Raw genomic sequence first — 13672 nt, 5'->3', positions numbered from 1 at the left:
TAATCCCTGATTTATTCTTCTTTTATGACCTAGATGTAAGAGATTTAGTAAAAGGATTATCAAGAAGTTTTAAGTCTTAATAAGGGAAGAGATTCATCTCTGACCATCTATTAATACCATATCACACCTTGATACAAATTTCAAGAAAATTCAGCACACCAAATAATAAAATAATTAATATAAATCAAATATTTAATAAATAATTTTTAGCTCTTAAAATCTCCAATCATTATCAATTTGACATATTTTATGATAAAGAATACTTTTTTTAAATTCTAACTTGTAATTGATACAAATATTTTTATCTATTTTTTAGACAAGTATTATTTTCTGAAAGTAACATAAAATGATCAAAAAAAATCGTCCAAACCATTGGTTTTATTTACTTATCTACCTCCCTTGCTTTTGCTGGGAATTCTCTTCGTAAAGATAAATCAGGCAAACAGATGCCCCCGCTTTCAGTTTTATTAGCTGAAGAATCTCAAAAATATGAGTCTAAAAAAAATAAAGCTAAAGCCAAAGATAAGTCTTTACCTCAACCTAAAAATTCTGAAAAATTAAACGACAAACCCAACCAAGATGTGCCCTCGATTGCACTTTCATCTACTGAAGACATAGAAGAAAATACTCCTAACATTGAATCATTATCTGAATTTACAAGCTTTGAAAACTTAATCCAGGACGACAATCATATACGCTCGATTTCCCTTACACTTACTGATGACTCAAAAAAAAATACTTTTAAAATTAACTCTCTGCTTCGATATCAAAATCTTGAAAAATTAACCTTTTCCGGTTCCGGTAGTATTTTTACGAGTAAAGTACCAATAAATTCTCTCATCAAGTCATTGAATATTTTTTCACAGTTGAAAATCCTTGAGTTTGTGAAATTAAGATTAGGTCAAGATAGCTTATTATTTCTTACATCAGCTTTTACAAGTTTAACAAATCTTTCATCTTTAAAGATAATTCGGACATATCTTCCGGAGGGCATCCCACGGGCCTTATCCTCAGTATTCTCAAGTTGTCCAACGCTTGAAGAAATAACTATAAACACCCTTTTCGTAGATGTTCTATCTGACTTTCTCCCTACCCTTTCTTCTCTTAGATGTTTCAAGTTAAAGACATCATTTTTAGATGATGAAAGAATGAGAGGATTATTAAAAATCCTGCCATACCTTCCTTCTCTTCAAAAGCTAAAATTAGAAATCAATTCGTTTACCAATAGAGAAGCGATACCTTTATTGCAAGCGATAGGCACGAACACAACTCTCTGTCAATTAAGTCTAAAGGGGAGAACTTCAAGCGAAGACTTAATTGATGAAATAAAGAATTTACTAGAAGTTAATACAACTCTTCAAAGTTTAAAAATTAAGCATGAAATGCCCCAAGAAGTTGAAACCTTATTAGCTAGAAATAGGAACTGGGCGATAACTTTAGAATCATTAGCGACCCCCCCTCAAAAATCCTCACCTTACGCTTCAAACGAGTTCCTAAATCTCGAATAATTCAAGAAAGCTTATGGGTCTTATTGATAAGAAAATAAGCTTTCTGTTTTTTCAATTCATATAGCCTTAATTAATATATTGTGACGGATTGAATAAGAGGTCTGTCTCTTTTTATCATCTTTTAAATGTTAAAATTTATGGGAGATATTTCTATTTTATTTTTGCTAATCTCCCTATTAATACTTTGATAATATATAAAATTATCTTTACTATTAACAGATGTCTTCTATAAAAAGCAGTAAAATTAATGAGGCATCCCTTACAGCTGCGAAAACTTAAAGATTATAAGTCTGCTCTTTCTTTTTCATGCTCTTGTATGGGTAAAAGAAACGCGTCAATATCCAAAATATCCCCAGGTTGGCATTCAAGAACCTTGCAGATAGCCTCTAGTGTTGAGAATCTTATCGCTTTTGCTTTTCCTGTTTTCAAAATTGATAGATTCGTTTCAGAAATACCCACAAGCTCAGAGAGCTTATTGAGTTTCATTTTCCGACGCGCCATTAATTCATCGAGACGAACAATAATTTTCACAAGATTTCTCCTTAAATAACCATGCGTTGCTCTTCAGAGATCTGATGAGCTTGCTTAATTAAGAAAATGATGAGGTAAAGACACAAAGCCAATAGAATATTGTTAATATTGTCCGTTCCAAACGTGACAGATATTGTCTTGTGTCCAACGGGTAGATGCCATGTGGTAATAAGACTCATTGCTGTTCGAGAAATAAGATCGTAAATAATTGAAAATAAATAGAAGCGCGCAATCTTCTCATAAAGAGAAATCGACGCTGTTGAAAAAGGCTGCCCTTTACGAATGAGTTCTAATAACTTATGAAGAGAAAATAAAACAAAAATAAAGAGCGCGCTTCCTATAGACTCAACAAACCATCCCGTTAGACGCTGACCAGTACTTAATGCTTTTAAGGACTCTACAGAAAGAGATGTCGTAAAAAATCCACCTATTTCCCCTATTTTTCCTAATCCCAAAACATCCTGTGACCAATTTAAGACAGGCATTAAACCTGTTATACAAATATACACAATTAAAAATTTTTTTAACGCCCCTAACAATCTCAGATATTTAGATTTATTTTCCACTTTACTCTTCCTTATCACTTTACATTCTCATAACGTATCATAGATAAAGTGGTTTTCAAGTATTAATTTTATGAAATTCATAAAATTATATCTTTTTTTCGTTATATTTTTCCAAAAAGTTAATTATTATAAGTTCTTACAAGAAGATTTATGTCGCGCGATCGATGTTCATTAGAAAGAACGAAAGTGACTTTTATAAAAGACCAAAGGATGATCACTCTCCCCTTTTTCTAGGTGCAAGACCTCCGCGATAAGAATATGATGATCGCCAGCAACATGGATGGCTTTGGGTTTGCATTCAAGAGCTGCTACACAGCCTTTTAAAATAGGATTCCCTAAAGAAGAAACCTCCCATTCGACCTCTTGCCAATCCTTTAAATCATGAACGGCAAAACTTCTTGCTAATGCCTCCTGATCACTCGACAAAATATTGACTGCAAAGTTGAAAGCCTCTGTAAAACAAAGGGCCGTCTTTGAATATTTATTTAAGCAAAACAATAAGAGCGGAGGCTCTAAAGAAGTCGATGTTAACGAATTAATCGTCATTCCATGAGGATCACCTTCAGAATCACATCGCGTCAGAATTGCAACACCTGTCGTAAAATGGCTCATGGCTTTCCGAAAATCCCGAGAAGACAAGGACACTCTTAAAGAACTTTCTCTAGAAATTGTTGAGCACGTTGTGTCTTAGGTTTTTTAAAAAATTCCTTGGGCGTCGAAACCTCAAGAAGCTCTCCATCATCTAAAAACCAAATATGATCGGCTGCTTCTCGTGCAAATCCCATTTCATGGGTAACAATCACCATGGTCATTTTTTGCTGGGCAAGGTCTTTTATCACTTCTAAAACTTCTTTTACCATTTCAGGATCTAAAGCCGACGTTGGCTCATCAAAAAGGATAACTTCAGGTTCCATCGCTAAAGCTCGTGCAATCGCAACTCGCTGCTTTTGTCCACCCGAAAGTTGGGTAGGATATGCAGACGCTTTATTCAAAAGACCAACTTTCTTTAAAAGCTCTTTTGCTTTTACTATGGCACTCTGCCGAGATTCTTTTAAAACTTGGCAAGGGGCATAAATAAGATTTTCCATGACCGTCATATGGGGAAAGAGATTAAACTGCTGAAAAACCATTCCTATTTTTTGCCGAATCAAAGCAATATTACAAGCTGAGTTTGTAATATCGTTCTGATTGATAAAAATTTGACCTTCTGTGGGTTTTTCCAAAAGATTAAGACATCGCAAAAGTGTCGACTTTCCTGATCCTGACGGCCCTAAAATTGCCACGACTTCGCCTCGGACAACTTCTGCCGTTACCTTTTTAAGAACATTCAGATGAATAAAATTTTTAGAGAGGTTCTGAATTTTAATCACTTTTGTTCAACCTTTTCTCTAACAGAGTTGCAAATTTAGAAAATAAAATAACAAGTATATAGTAAATGAGCCCAACAGCAAGAAGTGGCTCAAAATAAATATATTTTTCAGCGGCAATAATAGTTGCACGCCTCAATAAATCAGCCTCTCCAATCATGGAAATGATGGCTGATTCTTTTAAAAGATTCACAAATTCATTCACCAGAGCGGGTAGAATGTTTTTAATAGCTTGAGGAAAAATAATATCCCGCATCATAATGTGTTGTGGGATACCCAAAGCTGCTGCGGCTTCAAATTGCCCTTTATCAACAGCTTGAATACCAGCACGAATGATTTCCGAGACATAAGCTCCTGAATTAAGTGAAAAAGCAAGGACTCCAGCTTCAAAAGCTGTAATTCGGTACCCCGTTAATTGAGGAAGGGCAAAATAAATAAGGGAAAGTTGCACAAGCAAAGGCGTCCCTCGAAAAATGGATGTATAAAAGTTAGAAAAAATTCTGAATGCTTTATAAGAAGAAAGCTTCATTAAAGCTAAAATAGAGCCAATCATAAAACCAAAAAATATAGAAAGTAAGGTGTACTTTAAGGTAACTAACGTCCCTTCAAGAATATATGGAAATGAATCAATAACGATCGAAAAATGAAACAAAACGATTCTCTCATCAAAAAAATAATGGGAGATATTATCATGATTTTAACCAAAGTCAAAGAAGCTATACTTTTAAATAACTTATGTTAAAAAACTTCACGTAAAATATTAACAAAAAATTCATTAGTTATAATTTAACTTATTAATAATATTTTAATACTTATATTATTATAATAAAAATGTTAGAATATAAATATAATTATAAATAAAAGAGGAGGATTCCCATGAAAACATTAATAAAGAATTTCCTAACACAAGAAGAAGGGGCATCTTTGGTTGAATATGCAATCTTAGCAGCTCTTATTTCTGTCGTTGCCATTGGAACAATCGGAGAACTTGGTACTAAAGTCGAAAAGGCTTTCTCTGATATTAAGGATAAATTCACAACTTAGTATCTAGCTTATAAGAAAAGAGGGCTGAAAAAATTCAGCCCTTTTTATTTTCTCAGTTATTTACTAAGCAACCGCTTCTTTTAAATTTTTACCTGCCTTAAATTTAGGAAGCTTTGACGCGGGAATCTTAATCTTTTCGCCTGTACGTGGATTACGGCCTTCACTTGCGGCACGGCTTACAACAGCAAATGTACCAAACCCAACAAACCGTATTTCACCATTCTTCTTCAAAGCATGAGTAATGGCATCAAAAATACCATCAACAGCCTTTGATGCATCGTTTTTTGTCAGCCCAGAAAGAGAAGAAACTTTTGCTACTAAATCGCTCTTATTCACGTTAATTACCTTTTGTTCCGATTAATCCAAAGGAGCTACTCAGCTCACACACAGTAGTCAGTCTAGTAAAGACTATAACTGACGTCAATGCACAAAAAATAGAGGATAACTAAAGAATAAAATCAATATTAATATATTTATTAATTATTTCGATAAATGAAATCTTATAATTAATAGAATAATCTGTTATTTATTTCGAGCTGAATTTTCAGAGGTATAAACAACAACTTCGTGCGGATGAACATATCCCAAAACATCTTTGGCTCTCTCCGCTAAAAGATCAGAACATATTGAACCAGGACGCAATAACGTGACACGATTTTCAAGGTTTATCTCTTGATGTTTTAGGGAAGATAGACGCTCTTGAGCTTTAACGAGTTGATTTTCGAGGATCTGCCAAGCACAAATCCCTCTATTTCCTTGAATAAGATGGTAAGAAAAGTAAGCAATAGCACACAAGCCAAAGCTTGGCGCAAGAAAACGGTTGGCTCTTCTTTTTAGTTCACGAATTAACATGTGACGAAGGATAACATCTTCTTTATTTTATTACAATATCAATGAGCTCTTCTAGACAAAATCTTTCTTACCATCACACGAAGCTTAAGCTTATTTTTTACCGACCCCTGGCACAACGTAAGAGTAGTCTTTCATAATTCCAGCGACTTCTTCCAGGGCTCTTTCAAGTTGAGGGTCTTTCCCTGCGATATAATCTTGCGGTGTAATATCAATATCAATATCAGGGTCAACGCCATAATTCTCAATCTTTAAGCCAACATCTTTAAACCAAAAAGAAAATTCTGGCTGCGTTGTCATTCCACCATCAACAAGAGGATATCTGGGGGCAATACCTATAACACCTCCCCATGTCCTTTTGCCGATTAAAGGGCCCAATTTCATTAATTTAAAGGCGTGGGAGAACATATCACCATCAGAGCCAGCATATTCATTTGTAATTGCAACCATCGGCCCTGCAGGAGAATCTTCGGGATAAGGCATTAAACCATGATGGCGAGAAGCATCATACCCCAAACGGCGACGCGCAAGTTTTTCAAGTAAGAGGGCAGAAACATTCCCACCTCCATTAAAACGGACATCAACGATGAGTCCTTCTCGATCACATTCCGCGAGGAATGAACGATGAAATTCAGCAAATCCATGAGGCCCCATATCGGGAATATGAATATATCCTACTTTTCCTTCTGATTTTTCATGGATATAAGCTCGATTTTTCTCAACCCAATCACGATAACGAATATTTGTTTGAGAGCGCATTGTTTTCACAATCACATCTCTTTTATTCTTCCCATCTTTATCACTAACCGTTAAAGAAACTTCTATATTTGCTTGATAAACAAGCAAAGAATTCGGAGATGTTGTTTCGTTCAATTCTTGATGGTTGATAGCCCACAAAAGATCGCCTTCTTGGATACCTAAGCCAGGCTGCAATAAAGGAGATCCCTTTGTTGGCAACCAATGATCACCACGCGCAATCTTCACAAATCGATAAGCCCTTTTCTCTGGATCAAAGATAAAATCAGCCGCTAATTGGCCCACAGTATAGCGAGGAGCCATTCGAAGATCGCCTCCATAAACATAGGCGTGTGAAGTTCCTAATTCGCCTTGCATTTCCCAAAGCAAATCACTTAATTCTCCACGGCTTCCAAGACGAGGAAGCAAATTATAGTATCTTTTATAGATTTGCTGCCAATCAATCTTGGACATGTCTTCACTCCAGAAATGATCTCGCTGAAGGCGCCAAGCTTCTTTATACATTTGCTCCCATTCAAAAACGGGATTTATCGCAACTCGAAGACGACTTAAATCTATCCACCCGTTTTTACGATTGGGTTTATCCATTTCACGATCATCTGGTTTCTCATCTGCTTTAAAAACACGCAATTTTTGACCTGACTTATAACAAATCCATTGCTGGTCTAAAGAAAAATCAAGCGCAGAAACGTTATGGATTAAATCATCTATTTTTTGAGATTCAAAATCAAAAACTTCAAGTGTGCCACCTTCATAATCTGATGAATCTTCAGAATCATGTAATGCACCCTCGATATGCCAAGAAAGATAAGCAACCTTTCCTTTTAGAGCTACTAAATCACTATAAAGTCCTTCTTCAATTGGAAAAGATATTAATCTATTCTCAATTCCGTCTAGATCAATATTAATTTTTTCGATTTTATTTTTTTTCTCATCATCTTTTTTCTTATCTTTTTCTTCTTCGCTTTTTGTAGATAGTTTAAAAGCCTTAGGAACAAAAGGAGAGACCGTATCTTTTTGCAAAGAAATTGCATAAGGTTTCATTCCTCGAGGAAAACCTAATTCGAAGTGAAGCGCATCCCAGCTAGGATTAAAATGGCGATATGATAGAAAATATAAATACTTACCATCTGGATCGAAACTAGGAGATAAATCACGCATTAATGGTCGTGTAATTGGTGTGAGTTTTTTAGTTTTCACGTGATAGAGTTTTAATCCTATTGTACGACGTGTAAAAGAACAACTATAAGCAACCCACTCTCCATCTGGAGACCAAACAACATCATCAATATTTGAATGCTCACTTCGATCAATTTTCGTAAGCTTCCAAGAATTTAAATCAATATGAAATATTTCATTTCGATGATTTACAAGAATTGCTTCATCTTTATGAGGATTAGGATAAATATTCTCGGCGCGCCCAAAAGATAATTCTCCTGAGGAACTTAAGCACTCAGAGGTACCTCCATGGTAAATCTCAAGCATTTCTTCACAATCACGATCATGAACGAGAAGAACTCTTTCGCCATCATGCAACCATCTTGGAATACGAAAACGGACACCTTGTTGCGCCCCAAGTTGAAAAACGGCACCTTCCCAATTTCCAAAGGCAAGCGCCTTACCCCGTGTCACAACAGCTAAATGGTGCCCTTTAGGATGAATTGAAAAATCTTCCAAGTATCGCACTGGCGTAATAAATTTCCGATTACGTTGGAATTTAGCGCTGTGGTAGTCGAATGTAACTTTTTGGGTGATATTTTCTTGCGGATCAAAGAGATAGATGTCTCCACCTGCATGATAAACAATCCGATTACCATCTGTTGATTGGTTACGAACGTAGTAATCTGAATGGTTGGTATGCTGTTTTATATCTGTCCCATCAGCAAGACAAGAATATAAATTTCCAACTCCTTCATGATCGGAACTAAAATAAATACGGTTTTGAAGCCAAAGAGGACGTGCAAAATCACTTCCTAATTCTAAAAGATTTTTAAAATCTCCTTTACCAGACTGATCAATCCAAAGTTGTCCTGCTGTCCCGCCACGGTAACGCTTCCAAAATCCATATTCTCGATAACCATGTCGTTGAATGACCGCAACTTTACTTCCCTTTTCTTTAAAAGAAATAAAATTAGCCGGGCCTATTGGTAGCCGCTGAGGTTCTCCCCCATGAGGAGATACACACCATAAGGCATTCCACCGACTAAAAGGTTGTCCTGCTGAGCTTGCAAAAATAATTCCTTCTTCCGTCCATGTAATTACATTTACTTCTTCTCCCAAGAAAGTGAGCCGCTTAATAGGTCCTCCCTTACTTGGCATGATATAAACTTCCGGATATCCTTCCTCTGAGCCTGCAAATGCTAATTGCTCGCCATCTGGAGAAAAGACTGGTGTACTAATAGAACCAAGACCAGAGGTAAGCCTGCGTGCAACACCTCCTCCGCTTGAAATCACCCATAAATCATCCTCAGAGACAAACACAATTTGATCTTTAAAAATTGTGGGGTAACGGTAATAACCTTCTGCACTCATAAACAAATCTCTCTTTTCTTTTTCATATGTTACAGGATAAGGAAAATCTCACTAAAATCAAGCATCAGAGAGAATTAATTATAATAAAATTATATATAGCAAAAATTTTGATGGTTTCCCCCTCAAAACTCAATAATCATACCATCGTAAGCAGGCTCAACATGAGAAGGGAGCTCTTTTTTTAGGCTTTCATAATCAAGGCTAGCGTTCATATGTGTTAAGATTGCTCTTTTAGGTTTCATCTTTTCAATCCATTCCAAAGCTCTTTCAAGATGCAAATGCGAAGGCTTGGGATCACGACTCAAACAATCAATAACCCACACATCAAGGCCCTTTAGATGCTCTTGAGCAGCTTCTCCAAAATCTGTGACATCTGTAGAATAGGCCATATTTCCAAATCGATAACCGAGCGAAGTTCCTATTCCATGGGTTTGTGTAAAGCTAATAATAGACGTCTCTTGGACTAAAAAAATATCAGAAATGACTTCAGATTCTAAAATCTTAGGATAAATAAAATGCTCTCCGCCTTCAAATAAATAAGAAAAATTTTCTCTAAGCCTTTGAATAGTCTCTTCACTTCCATAAACAGGGATAGTTCTCTCTTTTCGTGCAAAAAAGAGAGAGCGCAACTCATCTATTCCATGAGTATGGTCTGCATGTTCATGGGTATATAAAACAGCATGAATATCTTTCAGTCCAAAGGTTAAAAATTGTTGCCTTAGGTCCGGAGATGTATCGACAAGTAATCTTTTTTCCTTATATTCAACATAAATAGAAGCTCTCATTCTTCTATTTTTAGGGTGCATTGGGTCGCATGCCCCCCAAAATCCGTTAGGTTGCACTCCGATAAGGGGAACCCCTCCAGAAGGCCCACATCCCAGAATAATTACTTTATTGTTGCTCATTTTGTCTTGCTTTAGAAAAAAGCTGAAAAAAATTATCTGTTGTTATTTGAGCAAGTTCTTCTAATGACACTGCCTTTAATTCTGCTACTTTTTCAGCTGTATGAATCAACATAGCAGGCTCGTTTCTTTTCCCACGATGAGGAATCGGCGCCAAGAAAGGTGCATCTGTTTCTACCAAAAGTCGATTTAAAGGAATTGTGCGGACGACATTTCGCAACTCTTCAGCTTTTGCAAAAGTCACTATTCCAGAAATAGAGATATAAAACCCTAAAGCCAGAGCCTCTTCTGCCAACCATTGGCTCCCCGTAAAACAATGAATAACGCCTTTAGCTTTCCTTGCTGATTTTTTTAGTAAGTTTATTGTTTCTTTTTCTGCTTCTCGCGTATGAATACTCAAAGGAAGATCTACCGCTGTTGCAACATCAATGTGCGCTTCAAACATCTCTTGCTGAAGCAATCGTGGACTATGTTCATAATAAAAATCCAAACCAGCTTCGCCGATGCCAACAACTTTAGCATGTTGAGTGCCTTCTTTAAGGTCCTTACTTAATTCGACTAAGGAAATATTTTTCAATGTCTCTTCTGCTTCATGAGGATGAATACCCACCGTACAAAAAACATTTTCATAGGTATCTGCAATTTCTTGCAAGGGCTTAATTTCTTCTTTCTTTGTACAAATTGTTAAAAGCGTATTAATTTTTTGCTCTTTTGCTCTATGAACAATCGTACCTACTTCCTGAGAAAATTCATCAAAATTAAGATGGCAATGGCTATCAACGAAATTCATTCTCTATTCCTTCATTATAAGCTTTAGGTCCAAAAACAAATCCAAGCATGATGACAGCCAAACAGTATTTACGCTCAAGCCCAACTATCTGCGGATGATGATAAAAAAAGTTTATTTTATGATAATGCTGTTCCCAAAACTTAAAAGGAAAGCGTTTAAAGATCTGTGATTTTAGTTGAGTATCTCCAAGCTTAAAAATATCGTCTTCGTTTTGACCTATTTTAAGAAGATATCGTCCAAGCCACCATGATATAAAATAACCGATAGCCCGATATGGATCAAAGGACTTATCTGGCTGAGTTTGTGTATATTTTTCAATAAAAGGAACTAATAATGTGAACTGCCCTTTAATAGAGCTTTGTAAAACATCTAAAAATTCTTGATAAAACTGCTTTCCACCTAATTGCCAGAGCATCATTGCTCTTCCAGGGGAACCTTCAGCAAACATTGTTAATAGCTCAAGCTCATCAGCTGGTATATTCGGATATTTTCTAAGAACTTTTCTAACTTCTTCATCCGTCAATCTTTTGAGAACGATTCTGTGGCAACGAGATCTTAGCGTAGGGAGTACTTGCTGTTCTTGGGAGGCGCATAATATTAAAAGCGTTTTAGGAGGAGGTTCTTCTAGGCTTTTTAAAAGAGCATTTGCTGCTTTTCTCCCTAAACAGTCTGCATCTTCGATAAGAACTATCCTCCATCCACCTTCTAAGGGTGTTGTCTGCAAAAACTGAACGACTTCTCTTACTAATTCAAGAGGGATTTCTTGCTGGGCTTTCCCCTCTTCATTGATTTTCAATTGGATATGCTTAAAATCAGCATGACTTCCATGGATAAGGCGGCGATGCATTGGATCTTCAGAAGTCATCTCGATATCTAAGTTAACTCCTTTAAAAAGAGTAGATATGAGTTGAAATGCTAAAGTTGATTTTCCAACACCTTTCGGCCCGATAAGAAGTAAACCATGAGGTAGCACATGATTTTTAATTTGTTCTGCCAAATCCTGAAGGATACGCGTGTGACCGACAACAGGGATTATCTTATTAACCTCGAATGACATTAGAATAAATGACTCTGGATAGTCTTAAGGAGTGTATCCTTAATTTGAGGCTCACTTTCTTCTGCATTAATAACAATGCATCTTTCAGGATGGTTTTTTGCAATCTCTAAAAAACCCTTACGGACTTCGTGATGAAATTGTAAATTCATGTGCTCAAATCGATCCTCGTGAGATGCACGCTTATGGGCGCGGGTCAACCCAATTTCAGGGGTAATATCCAATATGAGCGTCAAATCAGGGGTCACGCCCTCCGAGATAAAATTATAAATTGTTGTCAAAATTTCAAGGGAAAGATGCTGAGCGTACCCTTGATAAGCAATTGAAGAATCATAGAATCGATCACAAATAACCCAAATTCCTTCTTCTAAGGCCGGTTTTATTGTTTTAAGAATATGATCTCTTCGAGCAGCTGTAAAAAGCAAATATTCCGTCAATGCATCCCAAGAATAAGCTTCGCGATCTACAAGCAATCCTCTAATTAATTCAGCTCCTGCACTTCCACCTGGCTCTCTCGTCAATAAAACACGCTGCGCGCGGGACTCAAGGAATTCTTTTATATAAGCTACTTGTGTGGTCTTCCCTGCTCCTTCACCTCCTTCAAGCGTAATAAATTTACCATGAACCATACTTAATTATGCCCAAAAAGAAGATAATGAATAGCTGCCTTAATGCGGTCAATAAAATCAGCTTTCTCTACTTGAGATCCTGCCACCAAAGGAATTTCTCTATCTTTGTTGGTATTGAGACCTTTTATAATGAGTGTCCCTACTCTCTGTCCTGCTTTAATAGGAGCTGGAATGGGAGATTGATACTTTACCTCTATCTTTAAGTTCTTACTTTCGTGACGAGGCAATGTGACATAGACGTCTTCTTCAACAAGCATCTCAATCGAAGACTTATTTCCTAACCATACATCCACTTTTTCAACAACCTCAGACGCTTTAAACAATAAAGGACTCACATAATAAGAAAAACCCCATCGCATCAATGCTTCTGAATCTTTTGCTCTTTCTTTCTTTGATTTTGCGCCATTAACGACCATAATAAGACGACGTCCATCTTGGATAGCAGAAGCAACAACACCATATCCCCCTTCGTCCGTATTCCCTGTTTTTAAGCCATCACACTCAGGCATCGTATAAAGAAGAGGATTACGATTCATTTGACGAATCCCATTAAAAATAAAAACCATTTCTCTATAAAAATGATAATATTCGGGAAAGTCCTTTATTGTTCTCTCTGCAATCAAAGCTAGATCCCGGGGCGTTGAATAATGATTCTCATCTGGCCAACCTGTCGCATTTACAAAGTTTGAGCAGCTAGCACCAAGTTCACGTGCTTTATGTGTCATTTGTGTCGCAAAGGCCTCTTCACTTCCAGCAATCCCTTCGGCAAGAACAATCGAAGCATCATTTCCTGATTGGACAATGACACCCCGAATAAGATCATCAATCCTTATACGATCACCCACCTTAACAAACATTTTTGAGCCTTGTTTACGCCAAGCCTTCTCACTTACAACAAAGGTATCATCTAATTTAAGACGCCCAGCCTTTAATTCTTCAAAGACCAAATACATCGTCAGTATTTTCGTCATGGATGACGGAAGCATTTGAACATCTGCCCCCTTATCAAACAGGACTTGATCTGTTGTCGTATCAATTAAAATCGCTTGTGTTGATTCAAGAGGAAGTTTTTCATCAGATTGGGCAGATGAAGTTATCAAAAATGTTAAAAAAACAAAGAGATTAATTTTTTTATTTTTCATGA

General features: G+C 36.5%; 15 protein-coding genes. 2 read left to right on the top strand and 13 right to left on the bottom strand.

Annotated elements, in window-relative coordinates; translation table 11 throughout:
• Positions 1 to 446 precede the first annotated feature (446 nt).
• Entirely contained in the window at positions 447 to 1508 is a 1062-nt protein-coding gene (locus J0H12_02470) for a hypothetical protein (protein MBN9412778.1), read from the top strand.
• Between the two features lie 282 nt (positions 1509 to 1790).
• On the opposite strand, the gene J0H12_02465 is transcribed toward J0H12_02470, so the two are convergent.
• The 5 genes from J0H12_02465 to J0H12_02445 all read right to left on the bottom strand — a co-directional run bounded on the left by J0H12_02465 (position 1791) and on the right by J0H12_02445 (position 4624).
• A complete protein-coding gene (locus J0H12_02465; protein ID MBN9412777.1) occupies positions 1791 to 2009 on the bottom strand; it encodes a helix-turn-helix transcriptional regulator in 219 nt (72 codons plus the stop codon).
• Positions 2010 to 2050: 41 nt separating this feature from the next.
• A complete protein-coding gene (locus J0H12_02460; protein MBN9412776.1) occupies positions 2051 to 2605 on the bottom strand; it encodes a DUF2975 domain-containing protein in 555 nt (184 codons plus the stop codon).
• 171 nt (positions 2606 to 2776) lie between these two features.
• On the bottom strand, positions 2777 to 3250 hold the full coding sequence (locus tag J0H12_02455) for a flavin reductase family protein (GenBank protein MBN9412775.1): 474 nt from the start codon (positions 3248 to 3250) through the stop codon (positions 2777 to 2779).
• A 2-nt stretch (positions 3251 to 3252) separates the two neighbouring features.
• Positions 3253 to 3975, bottom strand: coding sequence for an amino acid ABC transporter ATP-binding protein (locus J0H12_02450; protein ID MBN9412774.1), 723 nt, complete (start codon positions 3973 to 3975; stop codon positions 3253 to 3255).
• Positions 3968 to 4624 (bottom strand): amino acid ABC transporter permease, encoded by a 657-nt coding sequence (locus J0H12_02445; protein ID MBN9412773.1) that lies wholly within the window; start codon positions 4622 to 4624, stop codon positions 3968 to 3970. Before J0H12_02445 ends, J0H12_02450 begins: the two co-directional genes overlap by 8 nt.
• 224 nt (positions 4625 to 4848) lie before the next feature.
• Here J0H12_02445 and J0H12_02440 point away from each other — a divergent pair, with 224 nt between their 5' ends.
• Positions 4849 to 5016, top strand: a complete 168-nt coding sequence (locus tag J0H12_02440; GenBank protein ID MBN9412772.1) for a Flp family type IVb pilin — start codon at positions 4849 to 4851, stop codon at positions 5014 to 5016.
• Between the two features lie 63 nt (positions 5017 to 5079).
• Here J0H12_02440 and J0H12_02435 read toward each other — a convergent pair whose 3' ends face one another.
• From J0H12_02435 to J0H12_02400, 8 genes are all read right to left on the bottom strand, one after another.
• The gene (locus J0H12_02435; protein MBN9412771.1) at positions 5080 to 5352 is read right to left on the bottom strand and encodes an HU family DNA-binding protein; all 273 of its coding nucleotides are present in this window, start codon (positions 5350 to 5352) and stop codon (positions 5080 to 5082) included.
• Between the two features lie 186 nt (positions 5353 to 5538).
• Positions 5539 to 5868, bottom strand: coding sequence for a septum formation initiator family protein (locus tag J0H12_02430; protein ID MBN9412770.1), 330 nt, complete (start codon positions 5866 to 5868; stop codon positions 5539 to 5541).
• A gap of 90 nt (positions 5869 to 5958) precedes the next feature.
• A complete protein-coding gene (locus J0H12_02425; protein MBN9412769.1) occupies positions 5959 to 9153 on the bottom strand; it encodes a PDZ domain-containing protein in 3195 nt (1064 codons plus the stop codon).
• Between the two features lie 122 nt (positions 9154 to 9275).
• Complete coding sequence (locus tag J0H12_02420; protein MBN9412768.1) at positions 9276 to 10058, bottom strand: MBL fold metallo-hydrolase; 783 nt, start codon at positions 10056 to 10058, stop codon at positions 9276 to 9278.
• Positions 10045 to 10845, bottom strand: a complete 801-nt coding sequence (locus J0H12_02415; protein MBN9412767.1) for a TatD family hydrolase — start codon at positions 10843 to 10845, stop codon at positions 10045 to 10047. Before J0H12_02415 ends, J0H12_02420 begins: the two co-directional genes overlap by 14 nt.
• Entirely contained in the window at positions 10832 to 11902 is a 1071-nt protein-coding gene (locus tag J0H12_02410; protein ID MBN9412766.1) for a DNA polymerase III subunit, read from the bottom strand. The genes J0H12_02415 and J0H12_02410 overlap by 14 nt, the downstream gene beginning before the upstream one ends.
• Positions 11902 to 12528, bottom strand: a complete 627-nt coding sequence (locus J0H12_02405; protein MBN9412765.1) for a dTMP kinase — start codon at positions 12526 to 12528, stop codon at positions 11902 to 11904. The genes J0H12_02410 and J0H12_02405 overlap by 1 nt, the downstream gene beginning before the upstream one ends.
• A 2-nt stretch (positions 12529 to 12530) precedes the next feature.
• Positions 12531 to 13670, bottom strand: a complete 1140-nt coding sequence (locus J0H12_02400; protein ID MBN9412764.1) for a D-alanyl-D-alanine carboxypeptidase — start codon at positions 13668 to 13670, stop codon at positions 12531 to 12533.
• Positions 13671 to 13672 lie beyond the last annotated feature (2 nt).

This window comes from Candidatus Paracaedimonas acanthamoebae, assembly GCA_017307065.1.
GTDB classification, from domain to species: Bacteria; Pseudomonadota; Alphaproteobacteria; order Caedimonadales; family Caedimonadaceae; genus Paracaedimonas; species Paracaedimonas acanthamoebae_A.
The sequence above is the reverse complement of the archived record's forward strand: the minus strand, read 5'-3'. Positions and strand labels throughout refer to the sequence as shown.

What these genes read in the sequence shown, in the direction of transcription:
- J0H12_02430 (MBN9412770.1), bottom strand. Translation starts at nt 5,868, where the DNA reads ATGTTAATTCGTGAACTAAAAAGAAGAGCCAACCGTTTTCTTGCGCCA.
- J0H12_02405 (MBN9412765.1), bottom strand. Translation starts at nt 12,528, where the DNA reads ATGGTTCATGGTAAATTTATTACGCTTGAAGGAGGTGAAGGAGCAGGG.
- J0H12_02410 (MBN9412766.1), bottom strand. Translation starts at nt 11,902, where the DNA reads ATGTCATTCGAGGTTAATAAGATAATCCCTGTTGTCGGTCACACGCGT.
- J0H12_02465 (MBN9412777.1), bottom strand. Translation starts at nt 2,009, where the DNA reads ATGGCGCGTCGGAAAATGAAACTCAATAAGCTCTCTGAGCTTGTGGGT.
- J0H12_02415 (MBN9412767.1), bottom strand. Translation starts at nt 10,845, where the DNA reads ATGAATTTCGTTGATAGCCATTGCCATCTTAATTTTGATGAATTTTCT.
- J0H12_02425 (MBN9412769.1), bottom strand. Translation starts at nt 9,153, where the DNA reads ATGAGTGCAGAAGGTTATTACCGTTACCCCACAATTTTTAAAGATCAA.
- J0H12_02420 (MBN9412768.1), bottom strand. Translation starts at nt 10,058, where the DNA reads ATGAGCAACAATAAAGTAATTATTCTGGGATGTGGGCCTTCTGGAGGG.
- J0H12_02440 (MBN9412772.1), top strand. Translation starts at nt 4,849, where the DNA reads ATGAAAACATTAATAAAGAATTTCCTAACACAAGAAGAAGGGGCATCT.
- J0H12_02400 (MBN9412764.1), bottom strand. Translation starts at nt 13,670, where the DNA reads ATGAAAAATAAAAAAATTAATCTCTTTGTTTTTTTAACATTTTTGATA.
- J0H12_02470 (MBN9412778.1), top strand. Translation starts at nt 447, where the DNA reads ATGCCCCCGCTTTCAGTTTTATTAGCTGAAGAATCTCAAAAATATGAG.